14 protein-coding genes are annotated in these 18,287 nt (G+C 70.9%); 8 read left to right on the top strand and 6 right to left on the bottom strand.

The genetic code is table 11. From position 1 onward, the window contains the following. Window positions 1-4: 4 nt before the first annotated feature. The gene (locus ACFQVD_RS07325) at window positions 5-2,620 is read left to right on the top strand and encodes a family 78 glycoside hydrolase catalytic domain (protein ID WP_386368434.1); all 2,616 of its coding nucleotides are present in this window, start codon (window positions 5-7) and stop codon (window positions 2,618-2,620) included. A gap of 70 nt (window positions 2,621-2,690) precedes the next feature. Here ACFQVD_RS07325 and ACFQVD_RS07320 read toward each other — a convergent pair whose 3' ends face one another. The 3 genes from ACFQVD_RS07320 to ACFQVD_RS07310 all read right to left on the bottom strand — a co-directional run bounded on the left by ACFQVD_RS07320 (window position 2,691) and on the right by ACFQVD_RS07310 (window position 6,196). Beyond that, entirely contained in the window at window positions 2,691-4,415 is a 1,725-nt protein-coding gene (locus tag ACFQVD_RS07320) for a S8 family serine peptidase (RefSeq protein WP_343976900.1), read from the bottom strand. A gap of 343 nt (window positions 4,416-4,758) precedes the next feature. Further along, entirely contained in the window at window positions 4,759-5,079 is a 321-nt protein-coding gene (locus tag ACFQVD_RS07315; protein ID WP_343976907.1) for a protealysin inhibitor emfourin, read from the bottom strand. A 10-nt stretch (window positions 5,080-5,089) separates the two neighbouring features. Continuing rightward, complete coding sequence (locus ACFQVD_RS07310) at window positions 5,090-6,196, bottom strand: M4 family metallopeptidase (protein WP_343976910.1); 1,107 nt, start codon at window positions 6,194-6,196, stop codon at window positions 5,090-5,092. Between the two features lie 434 nt (window positions 6,197-6,630). Between ACFQVD_RS07310 and ACFQVD_RS07305 the strand changes: the two genes are divergently transcribed. The 6 genes from ACFQVD_RS07305 to ACFQVD_RS07280 all read left to right on the top strand — a co-directional run bounded on the left by ACFQVD_RS07305 (window position 6,631) and on the right by ACFQVD_RS07280 (window position 13,201). Further along, the gene (locus ACFQVD_RS07305; protein ID WP_343976913.1) at window positions 6,631-8,925 is read left to right on the top strand and encodes a catalase; all 2,295 of its coding nucleotides are present in this window, start codon (window positions 6,631-6,633) and stop codon (window positions 8,923-8,925) included. 191 nt (window positions 8,926-9,116) lie between these two features. After that, the gene (locus ACFQVD_RS07300; RefSeq protein WP_343976916.1) at window positions 9,117-9,701 is read left to right on the top strand and encodes a hemerythrin domain-containing protein; all 585 of its coding nucleotides are present in this window, start codon (window positions 9,117-9,119) and stop codon (window positions 9,699-9,701) included. Between the two features lie 316 nt (window positions 9,702-10,017). Further along, a complete protein-coding gene (locus ACFQVD_RS07295) occupies window positions 10,018-10,407 on the top strand; it encodes a hypothetical protein (RefSeq protein ID WP_343976919.1) in 390 nt (129 codons plus the stop codon). A 96-nt stretch (window positions 10,408-10,503) separates the two neighbouring features. Further along, window positions 10,504-11,178: a DUF6766 family protein gene (locus ACFQVD_RS07290; protein ID WP_343976922.1), complete on the top strand. Its 675-nt coding sequence runs from the start codon at window positions 10,504-10,506 to the stop codon at window positions 11,176-11,178. A gap of 524 nt (window positions 11,179-11,702) precedes the next feature. After that, the gene (locus tag ACFQVD_RS07285) at window positions 11,703-12,542 is read left to right on the top strand and encodes a metallophosphoesterase family protein (protein WP_343976925.1); all 840 of its coding nucleotides are present in this window, start codon (window positions 11,703-11,705) and stop codon (window positions 12,540-12,542) included. Beyond that, window positions 12,539-13,201, top strand: a complete 663-nt coding sequence (locus tag ACFQVD_RS07280; protein WP_364153033.1) for a 4'-phosphopantetheinyl transferase family protein — start codon at window positions 12,539-12,541, stop codon at window positions 13,199-13,201. Before ACFQVD_RS07285 ends, ACFQVD_RS07280 begins: the two co-directional genes overlap by 4 nt. Window positions 13,202-13,416: 215 nt before the next feature. Here ACFQVD_RS07280 and ACFQVD_RS07275 read toward each other — a convergent pair whose 3' ends face one another. Further along, window positions 13,417-14,088 carry a TetR/AcrR family transcriptional regulator gene (locus tag ACFQVD_RS07275; RefSeq protein WP_343976930.1) on the bottom strand — a complete coding sequence of 224 codons (672 nt, stop codon included), beginning with the start codon at window positions 14,086-14,088 and terminating at the stop codon, window positions 13,417-13,419. 174 nt (window positions 14,089-14,262) lie between these two features. Between ACFQVD_RS07275 and ACFQVD_RS07270 the strand changes: the two genes are divergently transcribed. Further along, window positions 14,263-16,743, top strand: a complete 2,481-nt coding sequence (locus ACFQVD_RS07270) for an MMPL family transporter (RefSeq protein ID WP_343976933.1) — start codon at window positions 14,263-14,265, stop codon at window positions 16,741-16,743. 73 nt (window positions 16,744-16,816) lie between these two features. Here ACFQVD_RS07270 and ACFQVD_RS07265 read toward each other — a convergent pair whose 3' ends face one another. Then, on the bottom strand, window positions 16,817-17,476 hold the full coding sequence (locus tag ACFQVD_RS07265) for a response regulator transcription factor (RefSeq protein WP_343976936.1): 660 nt from the start codon (window positions 17,474-17,476) through the stop codon (window positions 16,817-16,819). Between the two features lie 4 nt (window positions 17,477-17,480). Beyond that, a complete protein-coding gene (locus ACFQVD_RS07260) occupies window positions 17,481-18,215 on the bottom strand; it encodes a helix-turn-helix domain-containing protein (RefSeq protein ID WP_343976939.1) in 735 nt (244 codons plus the stop codon). Window positions 18,216-18,287: the final 72 nt, after the last annotated feature.

The raw sequence follows: 18,287 nt of genomic DNA, 5'->3' as shown, positions 1-18,287 counted from the left end.
CGGCATGGCACGGGCCGTCTCGGGCGGCCAGGTGCCGGTCGGTTCCTCCCCGCCCGCCGAGGCGGTCGCCTGCCACACCTGCGGGCTCGTCGACCCGGTCGGCGTCGACGACCCCTCCCCGCGCCTGTCCTGGGCGGCCAGGCTGCTCCGTTCCGAGCGGCTGACGGTGTCCACCGGCGGGCGCGAGGTGTGGGCACGGGACCTCCCGCCGGGTACCGGCTGGGCCGATGTGCCCCAAGAGGCGCTGGAGCCGCTCACCCCGTACACCTGGTCGGTCGCCGGGCACCTCGGCGGCACCTTCGTGACCGGGCTGCGCGCGGGCGGTGCCTGGAACGCCCCCTGGGTCGAGGACGGCGGGAACGAGAGCGGCGAGGGCGCCGTCCGCCTCGGCGGGACGTTCGGCTGGGAGCCTCGGCCGGGGCGGGTCTGGCTGGCGACCACCGCGCTGGGCGTCTACCGGGCGGTGCTGAACGGCGAGCGGCTCGGTGACGAGGAACTCGCCCCCGGCTGGACCGACTACGGCCGCCGGGTCCGCTACCGGCTGGCCGACGTCACCGCGCTGCTGCGTACCGGGGAGAACCTGCTGGAGGTCTGGCTCGCCCCCGGCTGGTACGCCGGCCACGTCGCGGCGGGCGGGCCGCGCCGATACGGCGACCGTCCCGCCGCCAGCGCGCGGCTGCTCCTGCGCGATTCGGAGGGCGTCCATCCGCTCGCGGCCACCGGCCCCGGCTGGACGGCCGAAGACCTGGGCATACCCCGCGCCGACCTGGTGATGGGCGAGACCGTCCGCTGCGAACCCCCGCCCGGCCGGGAACGGGCCGTGGCACTGCTGGAGCCGCCACCCGGCCTGCTGGTGGAGGCCGATCCCGCTCCCCCTGTGCGGGAGATCGGCACCCTGGCCGCGGTGTCGGTCACCGAACCCGTCCCCGGCGTTCAGGTGCTCGACTTCGGCCGCAACGTCGTGGGACGGCTCCGGCTGCGGATCGACACGCCGTACCCGGTCCATCTGGTGGTCCGTCACGGCGAGGAGCTCAGCGCGACCGGCCGCCTCTACGACGCCAACCTGCGCACGGCCGAGCAGCGCGACGAGTTCCTCCTCCCCGCCGGGCGGCACGTCGCGGAGCCCGCGTTCACCTTCCACGGGTTCCGCTACGTCGAGATCACCGGATGGCCCGGCGGCATGTCCGCCGGCGACGCCGAGGCGGTGCTCCTGTCCTCGGCGCTGCCCGTCACCGGCACCCTGACCGTCTCCGATCCCGCCGTCAGGCAACTGGTCTCCAACATCGTCGCCTCCGCCGAGGGCAACCTGCTCAGCGTGCCCATGGACTGCCCGCAGCGTGACGAGCGGGCCGGCTGGACCGCCGACATCTCGGTGTTCGCCTCGACGCTGAGCTTCCTCCGGCACACCCAGGCGTTCCTCTCCGGCTGGGTGACGACGCTGATCGACGGCCAGCGGCGGGACGGGGCCGTCCCGCACGTGGCTCCGGTACTGCCCGAGTACGGGTTCGACTCGCCGGTCTGGTCCGACGCGATCGTGGAGGTGCCCTGGCTGCTGTGGCGGCGCTACGGCGACGACCGTACCCTGCGCCGGGCGTACGGGCCGATGCGGCGCTGGGCCGACTACTGCCTGGCACAGTGCGACGACGGGGTCCGCCCCGGCCGGGCGCTGGGCGACTGGCTGGCCCCTGGAACCGTGGAGACGTCCAAGAGCCTGATCGCCACCGCCGCCCTCGCGCGGAGCCTGCGCCTGATCGCCGACGTCGCCGGCGTGCTCGGCGAGCCGCACGCCAGGGAGTACGGCGAGGCCTCGACCATGGTCTCGGGCGCCTTCCAGCGGGCCTTCCTCACCGAGCACCGGCTGCGCACCGAGACCCAGACGGGGTACGCCCTCGCCCTGGCCTGGGACCTCGTCCCGCCCGAGAACCGTGCCCGGACCGCGGCGGCGCTCGCGGAGCTGGTCAGGGCGGACGGCCACCGGCTCATGACCGGTTTCGTCGGCACGCCGCTGCTGCTGCCGACGCTCTCGGAGACCGGCCACCACGACGTCGCCTGCCGGGTCTTCAACCAGGAGGGGCACCCTTCCTGGCGCTACCAGCTGCGGGCGGGCGCGACCAGCATGTGGGAGCGGTGGGACGCCTGGCACCACCGGCGGGGCATGCACACCCCGACGATGAACTCCTTCAACCACTACGCCTACGGCTGCGTCGGCGACTGGCTCTTCCGCCACGTCGCCGGTGTCGGCGACGACCCGCGCGGGGTGAACGGCGGGTTCACCGAGCCGCTGCTGCGCCCGGGACCCGTCCCGCTGCTGCGGCAGGCGCACGCCAGGTACGACAGCCCCGCGGGCACCGTCGAGTCGGGATGGCGCGCCGGCCCTGACGGCCTGCAGTTCGTCTTCCGGGTCCCGCCCGGCGTGACCGCCCGCGCGGTGCTCCCCGTCCACGGCACCTGGGACGGCATGACCGTCAACGGCACCTTCCTGATGGGGCTGGCCGAGCGGCTCCCCACCAGGCGGCTGGCCGACGGCTCGTGCTCACTGGACCTGCCGCCGGGCCGCTGGTCGATCACGGCCCCGGCCGCCGCCGCGGATCCGCTGCTCTCCGCCTGGGACGAGTTGTGACGGCCTCCCCTTCCGTACGCCGAGAGCGCTCCGGCCGCCGCCGTGGCGGCGGCCGGACAGCCGGCCCGGGTCAGCGCACCGCCCGCAGAGCGTCGACGATCCCGTAGCCGTAGAAGCCGTTACCCGGACCGCCGCCCTCGCACGTGTGCGTCGTGGTCGCCGTGCCGCCGCCCGGCAGGTGCCTGGTGTAGGTGTGGGTGGCCGGGACCGGGCAGGCCGTCCTGGTCGCGGTGCCCTTGAGGACCATCTCCACCACGGCGGGGTGGAGTGTCTTGCCGCCGTGCACCCGGTCGGGCCGGCCGAACCTGGCGACGATCAGCGCGGCCACTCCTGCGGCGCGCGGCGAGGCCATCGAGGTGCCCTGAAGGTACTGGTAGTAGGCGCAGACCTGGCCCCGGCAGCTGCGGACCACGCTGGTCACGTTGGGCGTGCCGTCGGGGTTGAGCTGACCGCGTTCCTCGGCCAGCGCCTTGGGGTAGGCCGCCAGCGTCGCCCTGGTGACGTCGCGGGTGCCGTCCCCGGTGTCGTAGACGTCGCCGCCCGGGGCCGCCACGTCGACGTGACCGTCGCCGTAGTCGGAGTAGTACGACTTGCGCCTGCTGACGCCGGTCGAGGATACCGAGATCACGTGCCTGCCCTCGCTGGGCATGGAGACGCAGCTCGGGGGGATCGTGCGCGGGCGGGGCAGCTCGCCGGGGACGCCGGCGAAGTCGGGGCTGGAGCCGTCGGCGAGCTCCCTGGCGTAGTCGGTGGCGCCGTTGCCCGCCGCGGACACCAGGGTCACACCCCTGTTGTAGGCGTAGGTGAGCGCCCGTTGGGCGGCCTTGATGATCGTGGCCTGCTCCAGCCTCTCGGCCGGGGAGTCCGCCGGGTTGTCGACGCAGTTGAACAGCCACGGGTCGATGTAGTAGCTCATGTTGACCACGTCGACGCCGATGTCGGCGGCGTAGGTCAGCGCGTCGACGCTGGGCTGCAGGAAGAAGTAGCCGGAGTCCTGCCCGGCCCGCAGGTTCACGATCGAGACCTTGGGCGCCACGCCCGACATGCCGAGCCCGTTGACGGGCGAGGCGATCGACGACGCCACGTGCGTGCCGTGGTCGTTCTCGTCGACGTCCGCCGGGTCGTTACAGGAATGGTCCGGTTCGGCCTGGCAGGGGCCGTCGGCCTTGTTGCCGTCGGCGTCGACGGGGATGTCGACGGTGAAGTTGCGGCTCAGCTCGCGGTTGAAGTTCGGCGCGATGTCGGGGTGGGACCCGTCCACGCCGGTGTCGATGACACCGACCAGCACGCCCGGGTCACCCTGTTGATGACGGTAGGAGCCCCGCACCGTCGCGTGGATCTGCTTCATGTCCCACTGGAGCTCCGACAGCGGCTCCCCGCTGGGGGCGGCCCCGCCGAAGGTGGAGGCGGCGGGGGCGCCGTCACCGGCCTTCTCCACCGCCCTGGCCTGGACCGTCGCGCGGCCCGCGACTCCCCCGGCGGCCGTGGGCACGCTGCCGATGGACCGGTTGTGGGCGATGTCGTCGATCGAGTCGGCGTCGCGCACCGCCTCGGCGAAGCGGGCGTTCCTCGTCGTGACGGTGGCGACGCCGACCGCGGCGTTCTCCTTGAGGATGCTCCCGCCCGCCGCCCTGATGGCCTGCTGGGCGTCGGCGGGACGCGCGCCCTCGGTGTACAGGACGACGTACTCGACCTCCGCGCCCGGTTCGGCGGTCACCTGCCGGGCCCGCGCCGAGGGCATCGGCGCGGCTGCCGCGAGGGCGGTGACGGCCACGGCGACGATGACCCGTTTCACGCTTACCTCCAACATGGTCAAAAGCCCCCTCGCAACCCTGATTTCCCCCGCACCGGCAATCCGGGCATATAGCTGTTTGCCACCAGGATGTAATCTATCCAGCAAAAACTAGAAATCCTGCTGGCCCTGTGACCTGCACACATTGGCGAATTATGCCATCACCGAATCCGCACATGAGGATTCCCGCTCCAAAACCAACGAGGGCACGGAATTTCGCACTGCGAAATCCTCCCCAAAAGGGGACGAGGCGTCACCGGTACCGAAATTCGGCGCGGGATCCGCGACGAAGACCCTCACGAGCGCGGGGAGGAACATCGACAACCCGCGCATTCTGCGAGCGGGGTCAGCCGGGCGGGCCGATCCGCTCCTGCCTGCCGGGCAGCGAGGTCACGTACGAGATGAGCGCGCGGAGCGGGCCGGAGAGGTCACCCTCGCCGACGCGCACCGTGTGCGCCCGGCCGCCGTCCTCGACGGTCAGCTCGTAGTCGAAGCGGTCGGGCTGCCCGGCGGAGGCGCCGGAGCGTTCCGGCGCATCGGACAGCCCGGCCCGCTCCACCCTGGAGCGCAGCTCGGCGACCTCCTGCGACGCCAGCGCCGCGGAGTCGACCGTGGTGACCGTGACCAGACCGGCGATGCCGCCACCCCGGACGATCGACACCTTCATGAGCACGATCCTAAACCGGCCCCGCCTGGAGAACCCCGACCTGTTGCCAGGCGGCGCGTACCTTGCGCTGCTCGTCGCCGTCCGCGCCGAACAGTTCCCCGGCCACCTGCACCGTCGCCGCCGCGGCCTGCCGGAAGTCGGAGCGCGGCCGGAGTCGCTCGGTGAGGGCGACGTACCAGATCCGGCCGGCGCGCTCCCAGGCGTTGCCGCCGATGGCGGTGGCGGCGAGGTAGAAGGCGTGGTTGGGGATGCCGGAGTTGAGGTGGACGCCTCCGTGGTCGTTGGAGGGGTTGCCGTCGTCGGGCAGGTCCAGGTAGTCGCGCATGTGCGCGGGCTGGCGGTCGCGGCCACCCGTGGGGGTCGACCAGGCGGTCCCCGGCGCCTTCAGCGACCGCAGGGCCGTCCCGCGCAGGGCGCTGCCCAGGATGCCCTCGCCGATCAGCCAGTCGGCCTGCTCCGCGCTCTGCCCGAGGCCGTACTGCTTGACGAGGGACCCGAAGACGTCGGAGAACGACTCGTTGAGCGCCCCGGACTGCTTGCTGTAGACCAGGTGCGCGGTGAACTGGGTGATGCCGTGGGTCAGCTCGTGGGCGACGATGTCGACGGCCTTGGTGAGAGACCCCTTGTTGAAGATCTGCCCGCTGCCGTCACCGTAGATCATCTGGAAGCCGATCCAGGCGGCGTTGTCGTAGTCGTTCCCGTAGTGGACCGAGGAGACGATCTCCAGTCCCCGCCCGTCGATGCTGTCGCGCCCGAAGACGGTCCGGTAGAAGTCGTAGGTGGCCCCCGCCCCGTCGTACGCCTCGTCGACCGCCGCGTCACCGAACGGCGGATCGCCCTCCCCTCGCCGTTTCCTGCCGGGAAGGTCGAAGTCACCGCCGTTCTCCGCGTCGTAGACGGTGCGCACCATGCCGGGGGCCGGCGCCACGTCGGCGATGGTGAGGGTGAGCCGGCTCAGCGCGCCGGTGACCGAGGCGCGCTGCGCCCGGGAGTTCTCCGAGGTGGCCAGGGTACGGAGCGCGGCCTCCCGCTCCTCGGGGGTGCCCTGCTCGGCGACCGCCTCGAGCAGGTCGGGGGGCGCGATGCAGCACGCGGGCATGCTGTCGAAGGTAGTCATACGCCAAGAATCGTCGCTGTCTTCGGCAACCGCATGAGTATCGCGGTACTCATGCGGAATGCCCGGTTCCGAAGGTCTGGTCCGGTGTGCACGGCGAATTTGAAGCACTCCCCACGGACGAATCCGGGGGATTCCAGCCGTCCCAAACATGCGGCTCTGCGCATGGGCGCGACGCTGTTCGCGCGTCGTCGACCGATCAGGAAATGCGCCTGCCGACACCGACGCTTCGCTGAAAAAGTGCTGAGGCGATGGTCAGGAAACGGACGCTCTGGGCGATCCGTGGCTTCAAACGCCAAACCAGGGGTACGGCGTACTGCTATCGCCGGGCGCCGGTGGCCGGAACCCGTGCCACCGACGCGTCGGCTTCGTCATGTCCGAAATCAGTTCTCGAAGACGGTGGAGAGCCACTGCTGCCACGTCTCAAGGGGGGAATAATGGAAAAGTCTCGTCCAGCAAAGGGAACGGTTGACAAGATCGTCGACAAGGTGGTCGATGCCGTGTCCGACGGCGGGCCGTCCAACGAGATCCCCGGCAGGCCCGGCAGGGAACCTGCCCCGCTGGAGGAGCCGACCGAACCCCGGGCACCGCTCCCGCCCAAGCCCGACCAGGCCGGCCCGGAGGTCTTCACCGCCACGGGCCGGCTCACCGACGTGCCACCGACCGCATGGGCCCAGGGCGGCGAGTACCTGACGACGGCCCAGGGACTGCGGCTGACCGACACCGATCACTCGCTCAAGGCCGGTCCGCGGGGGCCGGTGCTGCTGCAGGACCACCACCTGCGCGAGAAGATCATGCATTTCGACCACGAGCGCATCCCCGAGCGCGTCGTACACGCCCGCGGGGCCGCCGCGCACGGCGTCTTTCGCGCGTACGGCACGGCCACGACGGTGACCAGGGCGGCGTTCCTCGCCAAGGACGTCGAGACGCCGGTCTTCGTGCGTTTCTCGACGGTGCTGGGGTCACGGGGATCGGCCGACACGGTACGTGACACGCGTGGTTTCGCGACGAAGTTCTACACCGGTGAGGGTGTCTTCGACCTGGTGGGCAACAACATCCCGGTCTTCTTCATCCAGGACGCGATCAAGTTCCCCGACGTCATCCACGCCGGCAAGCCGCATCCGGACCGGGAGATCCCCCAGGCCCAGAGCGCGCACGACACGTTCTGGGACTTCGTCTCCCTGCACACCGAGGCCACCCACCACACGCTGTGGAACATGTCCGACCGCGGCATCGCCCGCTCTTTCCGGATGATGGAGGGCTTCGGCGTTCACACCTTCCGGCTGGTGGACGCCAAGGGCGCGACGACGCTGGTGAAGTTCCACTGGAAGCCCAAGGCAGGTGTGCACTCGCTGACGTGGGAGGAGGCACAACTGATCAACGGGATGGACCCCGACTTCCATCGGCGCGACCTCGCCGACGCGATCGAGGCCGGCGCCTACCCGCAGTGGGAACTGGGCATCCAGACCTTCCCCGACACCCCCGAGCAGACCTTCCAGGGCATCGACCTGCTGGATCCGACGAAGATCGTGCCTGAGGAACTGGCGCCGGTCCAGCCGATCGGCCTGCTCACCCTCAACGCCAACCCGGTCAACTTCTTCGCCGAGACCGAGCAGGTCGCCTTCCACCCGGGACACCTGGTGCCGGGCATCGACATCACCGACGACCCGTTGCTGGCCGGGCGTCTGTTCTCCTACCTGGACACCCAGATCACCCGTCTGGGCGGCCCCAACTTCGCGCAGATCCCGATCAACCGTCCCCACGCCCCGATCAACGACATGCTGCGTGACGGCTTCCACCAAGACGCGGTGCACTCGGGGGTGGCGCCCTACAAGCCCAACTCGCTGGACGGCGGCTGCCCCTTCTTCGCCGGGCAGTCCGAGGGCGGCTACCGGGAGACGCCCGTGCGGGTGCCCGCGGCGGAGAAGGTCCGCGAGGCTCCGGCGTCCTACGCCGACCACTTCAGCCAGCCGCGCCTGTTCTGGCTGAGCCTGACCCCGGTGGAGCGCGAGCATGTCATCGCCGCCTACACCTTCGAACTCGGCAAGGTCTACGAGCAGGCGATCAAGGAACGCGCCCTGAGGACGCTCGCCGAGATCGACTCGTACCTGTGCGAGCAGGTGGCCCAGGGTCTGGGACTGCCGGCCCCGAAGCCGGTGAACTCGCTGCCGTCCGTCGAGCCCAGCCCCGCGCTCTCCCAGCTCGGGCGGACCTGGCCGACCACCGGCCGGATCATCGGCATCGTCGCCGACGACGGCAGCGACCTGGAGACGGTCCGTACCCTCCGCCAGGCGATCCTGGACGGCGGCATGGTGCCGCTGGTCATCGCCCCGGCGGGCGGCATGCTCGGAGCCGACGGCGGTGACCCCGTCACCGTGCAGCGCACGTTCGCCACGGCCAGGTCCGTCGAGTTCGACGCCCTGCTGCTGGCCGGCACGCCCGCGCCGGGCAAGGACGCCTACGGCGCCCGGGACGCCAAGGCCGGCAACGGCGTCACCGGAACGCCCACCGACCCGAGGGTGCTGCTGATGCTCGCCGAGGCGTTCCGCCACGCCAAGCCGCTCGGTGGCTGGGCGGACGCCGAACAGGCGCTCACCGCCGCGGGGATCGACACCGCGGCGCCCGGCGTGCTCGTCGCGGAGAGCGGCGACGCGGCGCTGGAGGAGATCGTCCGGCTACTGGGACGGCACCGGGTCTGGGACCGCTTCCCCCCCGCGGTCGGCATCGCCTGACCCACGCTGAACTGCGTCAGATCGGCGGGGAGGACGCAGGCCGCGACCGGGTGGCCCGGCCGATGCGCGGCCGGGCCCCCGGGATCTTTCCGCTTCATCCGTGCAGGTTGCGAAGTTGGTAAGGCTCCGGGCAAGCGCGCGTGGTCCCGATCACCGAGGGTAGGCATCGGCCTACCTGAAGGGAGAGTGGCATGGCCAAGCACGACACGATGCCCGAGACGATGAGCGAGAACGACGTCGTCGATTTGCTGCTGGCTCAGCACGCGCGGATCCAGAAGCTTTTCGACGAGGTGGAGCGAGCCTCCGGTGAACAGCTGGCGGAGTCCTTCACCCACCTGGTCCGGCTGCTGGCCGTCCACGAGACCGCCGAGGAGGAGATCGTTCATCCCTACGCCCGCCTTAGACTCGACGGCGGGGACGCGGTCGTGGACGACCGCCTGCAGGAGGAGAACCGGGCCAAGCAACTGCTCATGAAGATGGATCGGGCCGGCGTCGAAGCCACCGACTTCATGGAGAACCTGGCCGCGCTCCGGGCCATGGTGACCGCACACGCCCACAACGAGGAACGCCACGAGTTCACACAGCTGCGCGCCCACACCAGCCAGATCGAGCGACGCGGCCTGGCGGTCGGTGTCAAGGCGGCCGAGGCCCTGGCTCCCACCCATCCCCACCCGGGTACGGAAGGTGCTGTCAAGAACGTGCTCGTCGGCACTCCGATCGCGATGATGGACCGGGCCCGCGACGTGATCCGCCAGGCCATGGGCAAGCAACCCTGAGCCAGGACCACGATCTCCAGCTGTGGAGGGAGTCCATACCCTCGTCTCGTCTCGCAGTGCGGCGCTCCGGGCGGGACCATCACCGCCACCTCCTCCACCCGCGTCTCCGCCCTGGCCGACGCCCATGAGGCGTTCGTCGCCGATCCCGAACAGGCGGTACGGGCCGGCCGGGCGGCCCGCGTCTCCGCCCTGACCCGCTACGGTCTCGGCCGCTTCCCGGCGGACCGGGACCCCCTGATCGCCGGGATCAGCGGATGCGCCCGGAGCGTTTCGCGGAGAACGCGATAGTCCCGATCACGCGGGGTAGACGGGGCAGATGAAGGTTCGGAGCACGATGACGGTCGTGCCGACACTGGTGGCATGCCTGACCGGCTGCGCGGCGACGGCCACCGCGCCCGCCGAGCAGGCCGCCCGGCATTTCTACCTCGCAGTGGAGAGCGGTCAGGGGCAGCGGGCGTGCTCACTGCTGACACCGGAGGCGGCGGAGAGCCTGAGCACCGGCGGCCAGACCTGCGCCACGACCGTCCTCGGCCTCGACCTGCCCGGCGGCCGGGCGCGCGACGCCCAGATCTGGGGTGACGAGGCTCAGGTCCGGCTCACCGGGGACACGGTCTTCCTGCACCACTTCCCCCAGGGGTGGCTGGTACGCGGTGCGGGCTGCCGTCCCCGCGGCGAACGGCCCTACAGGTGCGAAGTGGAGTCCTGAGGTGCGCGCCATGTTCGTCACGACCGTCGCCGTCATCACGGTCGGCCTGATCTGTTTCCTCGTCATCGGCCTGCTGCACCGCTAGGGGGAAGGCGCATGAGACGTTTCGTCAGGGACAACTCGCTGAGTCTGTTCTTCCTGATCGCATTCCTGCTGGCGCTGGCCGGGCAGTCCGTCGCGGGCAACGCGGACGCCAACGCCCGGCGGCTCAGCGAGGGGAGCGCGCCGATCTCCTGGCCGGCCTACGTCACCTCCTCCGACTTCGCCGTAGACGTCGCCGAGAACTGGCAGTCCGAGTACCTGCAGTTCCTGCTGTTCATCCTCGTCACGGTCTGGCTGGTGCAACGAGGCTCGCCGGAGTCGAAGAAGCCCGGCGAGGAGGGCCGGGAAGGCGACGCCGAGCAGAGGATCGGACGACACGCCCTGCCCGGCAGTCCCGGCTGGGCCAAGGCGACCGGACTGCGGCAGACGCTGTACGGCAACTCCCTCGGCCTGCTGATGGGGGTGATCTTCATACTGTCCTGGCTGGGCCAGTCCGTCGCGGGCAACGCCGCCTACAACGAGCGGCAACTCGCCCAGTTGCAGGATCCGGTGAGCTGGGCGGGCTACGTGGTCTCAGCCGACTTCTGGAACCGCAGTCTGCAGAACTGGCAGTCGGAGTTGCTCGCCGTGCTGTCGATGGTCGTGTTCTCGGTCTATCTGCGCCAGCGCGGATCACCTGAGTCGAAACCCGTCGGCGCCTCGCACGACACGACCGGCACGGGGGGCTGAAAGCCCGCCCCAGCGCATGTCACCGCCCGCCGCTCCGGCTCCGGAACGGACCTGTCGCGCGAATCCCTGTCCTCGCCCACCCCGGCGACGGCGACATCGCCGGGGCGGCGGCCAGAAAGATCCGGTTCAGGCAGCTCGGAGCCGTCGCCGGGTTCAGCGTCTTCACTCCCGTTGACGGTTGATGATGAGACCCGTGCCGCCTTACCCGTCCCTTCGTAGGACGAAAGACATCAAATAATGACATTCAATAATAAAAAGGAAAAGATTACCGGTAAACGGCATGGTCCGTCGTGGTAGGGCGGAGTGCGCGTCCGGGGGCGATCGTGAGAAGGTTCCCTTGCTCGGCGATCACAGATTCGTGACCGCGCCCGGGGAACGGGCGGGACGGAGGCGGCGGTGTTTGTGAACGGGGAAACGCGGGAGTCGCTCCCAGGGCCGGTGCGCGGCCGGTGCGCGGCGGTCACCGGTCCGTTTTCGACAGGCCCGGTGCCGGGATGCGCCGGTCCGCGAAGGACGGGCCAGGCATGACATCACTGCTGGCCATCAGCGACCTGCACATCGGTTACCAGGAGAACCGGCGCATCGTCGAGGAATTGCGGCCCACCTCCGACTCTGACTGGCTGCTGGTCGCCGGGGACGTCTCGGAGAAGGTCTCCGACGTCGCGTGGGCCCTGGGACTGCTCGCCGACCGGTTCGAGAAGGTGGTCTGGGCGCCCGGCAACCACGAGCTGTGGACCCATCCCAGCGACCCCGTCCAGCTGCGTGGCGAGGAGCGCTACCGGCACCTGGTCGAGGTGTGCCGGAACCTGGGGGTGGCCACGCCCGAGGACCCGTACCCGATCTGGAACGGCCCCGACGGCCCGATCGCCGTCGCCCCGCTGTTCGTGCTGTACGACTACACCTTCCGGATGCCCGGCTTGGCGACGAAGGAGGAGGCGCTGGCCCGCGCGTACGACAAGGGCGTGGTCTGCACCGACGAGATGCTGCTCCACCCCGACCCGTACCCGACCAGGGACGCGTGGTGCGAGGCCAGGATCGCCGAGACCGAGCGGCGCCTTTCCGCCAGGCCGCCCGGCGTGCCGACGGTGCTGGTCAACCACTATCCACTGGTGCGCGAGCCCACCCTGATCCTGCGCCACCCGGAGTTCGCGATCTGGTGCGGCACCGAGCGCACCGCCGACTGGCACCTGCGCTTCGACGCCGCCACCGTCGTCTACGGTCACCTGCACATCCCCCGGACCACCTGGCACGACGGGGTCCGCTTCGAGGAGGTCTCGTTGGGCTATCCACGCGAATGGCGTCCCCGCTCCGCCAAGCCCGGCCAGCTGCGGCGCATCCTGCCCGGCCGGCAGCCCGTCGCATGATCGAGAAGATCCTGCCGCCGTGGGTGGCGAGCGCGGAGTCCTTCGACGATCCGCCGGGGGTGACGCTGTTCCCCGAGGAGGAGGCGGTCATCGCCCGTGCGGTGGACAAGCGGCGGCGCGAGTTCGCCACCGCGCGCCACTGCGCCCGCCAGGCCCTGGCCCACCTCGGGCTGCCGCCGACGCCGATCCTGCCCGGCGAGCGCGGTGCCCCCGGCTGGCCCGGCGGGGTGGTGGGCGCCATCACCCACTGCGCCGGGTACCGCGCCGCGGCCGTCTCCCGTGACGCGCTGACCGTCGGCATCGACGCCGAGCCGCACGAGCCGCTGCCAGACGGCGTCCTGGACGCGGTCTCCCTGGAGGCCGAACGGGCGGCGATCGCGCGGCTCGACGGCGGCGTGCACTGGGACCGGCTGCTGTTCAGCGCCAAGGAGAGCGTCTACAAGGCGTGGTTCCCGCTGGCCAGGCGCTGGCTCGGCTTCGAGGAGGCCCACCTTGTCTTCGACCCGTCCGGTACGTTCACCGCCCGCCTGCTCGTCCCCGGCCCCTCGGTGGCGGGCAGGGAACTGACCGGCTTCACCGGCCGCTGGCTGGTGGCCGACGGCCTGGTGGTGACCTCCATCGCCGTACCGGAAAGGCCACGCCCTGACCATGCCGCATGATCCGACGGTCCCGCCCTCCAGCCTGGAGAACACCGCGTTGTACTTCGCGATGCGACACCGCAACGAGGCCGTGGATCGCCTGGAAAGCACCGGTCGGCAGAGGCCGATCGTCGCCGGAGAGCGGCTTGCGGAAGTCCGGGCGGAGGTGGGCCTGCCCGGCTCGCGTCCATCGGCCCGTCGAGGGCGACCGAGCGCTGCCGTGAGTTGAACGCCCTTCAGAGGGGCGCGCCGGCCCAGCGCCGACAGATCGTCAGCGTCTGCTGCTCGGCGGGCCTCTCCACCAGCGGCGTCCTGCCCGGCGAAGCGCGCAGCCCGTCGAGCATGACCTGCAGATAGCGGCGGTACAGACTCGGGTGGACCTGGACGGAATGCTGCGCCAGGTCGGTCACCAGCCACAGGATCATCGTCACGTCGTCGCCGACGACACCGTCACGCAGATCTCCCTCGGCCCGCGCCCGGTCGAGCAGGTGCTTCATCACCTCGGCGACGAGCTCGACGGTGGGCCTGCCAAGCCGCCATCCACCACCGCCCAGCGCGACGTCCCGCAGCCCGAGGTTGTCCACCAGGAGCCCGGTGATGCTCTCCAGGAGAAGTTCGAGGCCGTCCCAGGCCCGCTCGGCCTGACCCGCTCGCTGCGCGACCTCCGCCAGCTCGCCCAGCGGCTCCGCCAGCGCCGCGTGCATGAGCTCCTCCTTGTCGGCGAAGCGCCTGTACACGGTGCCGACGCCGACGCCGGCGTGGTGGGCGACCTCGTTGAAGCCGACGGCTAGGCCACGCTCGGCGAAGAGTTCCCGGGCGGCGCGCACTATGCGGTCCCGGTTGCGCTCCGCGTCCCGGCGCAGGGCCCCACGCGACGCCGGCTCATGGGCGGCAACGGGTCGCGGCATCACGCCTCAAGCGTACCCCTAAGCGGATAGGTGGGATCAACATCACAGCCCATGCCCCCGATGAACCGGATGATCGCTATCCGCTTCTCGCTAGACTCCGGAATCGGATATGTCTTATCCGCTTAATCGATCCCCATCTCAGCCCCCCTATCACAACCAGAAGGCGAGTCCACGATGGCCGAACTGCTCTACCGACTGGGCCGGTTCACCGCCCGGCGGGCCTGGTGGGTGATCACGGCCTGGGTCGCCGTGCTCGCCCTGGCAGTCGGAGCCTTCCTGGCCTTCGGCGGGACCATGAGCTCGACGATGACCATCCCCGGCACGCCCACGGCGCAGGTGACCGACCGGCTCAAGACCGAACTGCCCGTGGCCAGCGGCGGCACCGGGCAGGTCGTCATCCACTCCAGGAACGGTGCGGAACTCACGGACGCGCAGCGCGAGGGCATCAGCGCCGCGCTGCGCAAGGTCGCCGACCTCGACGGCGTCGACCAGGTCGCCGACCCGTTCACCTCCGCCGAGGCGCGCGCGGACCAGGCGAAGAAGATCACGAACGGCCTGGCTCAGGTCGAGGACGGTCGCGACCGGCTCGCCAAGGGCCAGAAGCAACTCGACCAGGCCCGTTCACAAACCGAGGCGGCCATCGAGCAGGCCGGCTCCAACCCGCGACTCAAGGCGACCCTCGCCCAGCTCGACGCGCAGCAGGCCGAGCTCGACAGGCAGAGCACCACCCTGGAGAAGTCCGAAAAGCAGTTGCTCGTCGGACGCGACCTGCTGACCATGGCGGAGGACATCCGTACGGTCTCCTCCGACGGCTCGACCGCGACCGCGACCGTCGTCTTCGACCTGCCGCAGCAGGAGATCACCCCGGAGACCAAGGAAGCCGTCACCGAGACCATCGACACGGCTCTCCCCGAGAGCGTCACCGCCGACTACTCCGCCGAGATCGCGCAGGGCGAGATCCAGCTGGGCGGCGTCGGCGAGGCGGTCGGCCTGGTCGTCGCGGCGATCGTGCTCATCATCATGACCGGCACCCTCGTGGCCGCCGGGCTGCCGATCCTCAACGCGCTCTTCGGCGTGGGCGTGGCCGTCGCGGGAGCCATGGCCCTGTCCGGCACCATCGAGATGACGTCGGTGACGCCCATCCTGGGCGCCATGCTCGGCCTGGCCGTCGGCATCGACTACTCGCTGTTCATCCTGCACCGCCACCGCCGCCAGTTGAAGGCGGGCATGGCCGTAGAGGAGTCCATCGGGCTGGCCAACGGCACCAGCGGCAACGCGGTGGTCTTCGCGGGCAGCACCGTGCTCATCGCACTGCTGGCCCTCAACGTCACGGGCATCCCGTTCCTCGCGCTGATGGGAACCGTCGGCGCCGTCGCCATCGCCGTCGCGGTGCTGCTCACCGTGACCATGACCCCGGCACTGCTCGGCCTGCTCGGGCACCGGCTGCTCCCGCGGCGTGACAGGAACTCCGCCGCGAAAGCCGCAGGGAACGCCGCGACCCCGGCGGCGCCCAAGCAGGTGCGGCCGACGACCACCGGCCGTGCCGTACTGCGCATCGTGATCGGCGTCGGCGCGCTGGCCCTCATCGCGCTGCCCGCCGCCTCGATGCGCCTCGGCCTGCCCACCGGCGCGTCCGAGGCCGCCGACTCCACGCAGTACCGCGCCTACAGCGCCATCACCGAGAGGTTCGGTGCCGGCGCCAACGGGCCCCTGATCGTCGTCGCCGACCTCGGCCACGGCGTGACCGGGGACGGCCTCGCGCCGGCGCAGGCCGGCCTCGGCAAGCAGCTCATGGACGTCGACGGTGTGACCGCGGTCGCCCCCATCGGCGCCAACGACAAGGGCACCGTCCTCGTCTTCCAGGTCGTCCCGACCGGCGGACCGACCTCGGAGTCCACCGAGGGCCTCGTCCACGACCTGCGCGGTCGTACCCTTGACCTCGACTCCGACGACGTCTCCCTGTCCGTCGCGGGCAGCGCCAGCGCCAACATCGACATCTCCGAGAAGCTCGCCGACGCCCTGCCGACCTACCTCGTGCTCGTCGTCGGCCTGTCGCTGCTCATCCTGATCGTCGTGTTCCGCTCGATCCTGGTGCCTCTCATCGCCACGGGCGGCTTCGTCCTGTCGCTGTTCGCGGCGCTCGGCGGCGTCACGGCCGTTTATCAGTGGGGCTGGCTCGGCAGCGTCTTCGGCGTCACCGATCCCGCGCCGATTCTCAACTTCCTGCCGACCCTGCTGGTGGGCATCCTGTTCGGGCTGGCCATGGACTACCAGCTCTTCCTCACCTCAGGGATGCGTGAGGCCTACGCGCACGGTGCTCCCGCCCGGCAGGCGGTTACCGAGGGCGTGCGTGCGGGCAGGGCTGTGGTCACCGCCGCCGCGGTCATCATGATCTCGGTCTTCGGCGGGTTCATGTTCTCCCACATGACGATGATCCGGCCGGTCGGATTCGCCCTGGCCTTCGGCGTGCTCGTCGACGCCTTCGTCGTGCGCATGCTGATCATTCCGGCGGTCATGCACCTGGCGGGTGACAAGGCGTGGTGGCTTCCGCGGTGGCTCGACCGCGTCCTGCCTGACGTGGACGTCGAGGGCGCCAAACTGGAGCGCCACCACCAGGCTGCGCCGGTACGGATCCCTGAGACCGCTGTGCGCTGACGGCAGCCGCCCGACCGCGCGGTCGGGCCATCCGCCCCGTGCCCGCCGCCCCGTGCCCGGCGCGGCGGGCGGGTCACACGACTCCTGCCTTGTGCGCGAAGACGGCCATCTGCAGGCGGTCGCGGAGGTTGAGCTTGCACAGCAGGTTGGAGACGTGGAACTTGACGGTCGCCTGGCTCACGTACAGCCTGCTCGCGATCTCGGTGTTGTTCAGCCCGTCGGCGACCAGGACCAGCACCTCGTGCTCGCGCTCGGTGAGCGACTTGACGGCCTCGGGCGGGCGGTAGGGCAGCCCGTTCTCGAACCGTCGCAGGAAGCTGCTGGCGACCTGCGGCGCGAAGAACGCCTCACCCCGGGCGATCGCCCTGATCGCCCCCACCAGCTCGTCCTGGTCGCTGGAGCGCAGCAGGAAGCCACGGGCTCCGGCGCGTACCGCGTCGAACATGGTCTCCGGCTGCTCGGTCAGGATGACGCTTCGCACCGGACCGGCCAGCGAGTCGGCGCGGAGCCGCTCGGTGACCTGGATGCCGTCGAGTCCGGTGAGCCGCTCGTCGACGAGTGCCACGTCGGGCCGCAGGCCGCGGGCCTTGGAGACCGCCTCGAATCCGTCGCCGGCGTCCCCCACGACGCGCAGCCCCGGTTCGGCCGCGAGGATCGAGCACAGCGCCGTACGCAGCAGCCTCTCCGAATAGCAGATCAGAACCCGGATATCCGTGGTCGAGCTGTTCGTCACCGTCTCACCTCAGACGCGCGAGGGTGAGGTGCCTGGACGGGGCGAGCCCCACGAGCGGTTCCCTGCCGGTGACGACGACGGCGGTGAAGCCGAGCGTCAGCAGCGGCGGCAGGCGGTCGGCGTCCCGCGCGCCGTCGGCGTCGTCGACCAGCAGCAGGCACCGCCCGCCCGAGGCCGGGGAGGTCATGCGATCGATGCGCGCCAGCCGCACGGCGGCGCGCAGCCCGCCGGGGTCGCGCCGGTCCCGGCCGAGGTCGAGGAAGAGCACGTCCAGCGCCATCCGCTGGCGCAGCACGTGGGCGCACTGGACGGCGAGGGTCGTCTTGCCGACTCCGGCCGGGCCCGTGACGGTCACCAGCGCGGGTTCCCCGCCACCTGAGGCGACCGACACCACCTCCTCGACCTCCCGCAGCAGCGGGAGCCGGCTCAGCGCGACGGTGCCGCTCACCGAGGGCAGGCCCCACTCCGGAGGCGGTGCCACGGCGGGGGCGCCGAGCGAGCGGGGCGGCGCCGCCTCGAAGGTCACCCGGTCCTCACCGGTCAGTTCAAGGGCGGCTGCCAGGCGGCGCACCGAGGTACGGTGCGGGTAGCGGGTGCGGCCCCGCTCAAGGTCGCGCAGCGTGCGCACGCTCAGGCGGGCGCGTTCGGCCAGCTCCTCCTGGGTCAGCCGCGCCTTGTCGCGATGGGTGCGCAGTAGCTGAGCGAATCCCAGGCTGTCGGACAACAGTGCAGACCTCACGTGAATCCTCCCGGTGACGACCAGATGCCGTCAACGTAGGAAATGCCGACTATCGTCGGATATCGCCCCGAT

The organism is Streptosporangium amethystogenes subsp. fukuiense (assembly GCF_042665875.1).
GTDB lineage: Bacteria > Actinomycetota > Actinomycetes > Streptosporangiales > Streptosporangiaceae > Streptosporangium > Streptosporangium fukuiense.
This window is presented reverse-complemented; position numbering and strand designations above follow the sequence as displayed.

Bases quoted from the DNA above. Each gene is read 5' to 3' on its own strand.
- ACFQVD_RS07325 (WP_386368434.1), top strand. From the start codon at position 5: ATGGCACGGGCCGTCTCGGGCGGCCAGGTGCCGGTCGGTTCCTCCCCG.
- ACFQVD_RS07310 (WP_343976910.1), bottom strand. From the start codon at position 6,196: ATGACTACCTTCGACAGCATGCCCGCGTGCTGCATCGCGCCCCCCGAC.
- ACFQVD_RS07315 (WP_343976907.1), bottom strand. From the start codon at position 5,079: ATGAAGGTGTCGATCGTCCGGGGTGGCGGCATCGCCGGTCTGGTCACG.
- ACFQVD_RS07280 (WP_364153033.1), top strand. From the start codon at position 12,539: ATGATCGAGAAGATCCTGCCGCCGTGGGTGGCGAGCGCGGAGTCCTTC.
- ACFQVD_RS07270 (WP_343976933.1), top strand. From the start codon at position 14,263: ATGGCCGAACTGCTCTACCGACTGGGCCGGTTCACCGCCCGGCGGGCC.
- ACFQVD_RS07285 (WP_343976925.1), top strand. From the start codon at position 11,703: ATGACATCACTGCTGGCCATCAGCGACCTGCACATCGGTTACCAGGAG.
- ACFQVD_RS07275 (WP_343976930.1), bottom strand. From the start codon at position 14,088: ATGCCGCGACCCGTTGCCGCCCATGAGCCGGCGTCGCGTGGGGCCCTG.
- ACFQVD_RS07300 (WP_343976916.1), top strand. From the start codon at position 9,117: ATGGCCAAGCACGACACGATGCCCGAGACGATGAGCGAGAACGACGTC.
- ACFQVD_RS07290 (WP_343976922.1), top strand. From the start codon at position 10,504: ATGAGACGTTTCGTCAGGGACAACTCGCTGAGTCTGTTCTTCCTGATC.
- ACFQVD_RS07295 (WP_343976919.1), top strand. From the start codon at position 10,018: ATGAAGGTTCGGAGCACGATGACGGTCGTGCCGACACTGGTGGCATGC.
- ACFQVD_RS07305 (WP_343976913.1), top strand. From the start codon at position 6,631: ATGGAAAAGTCTCGTCCAGCAAAGGGAACGGTTGACAAGATCGTCGAC.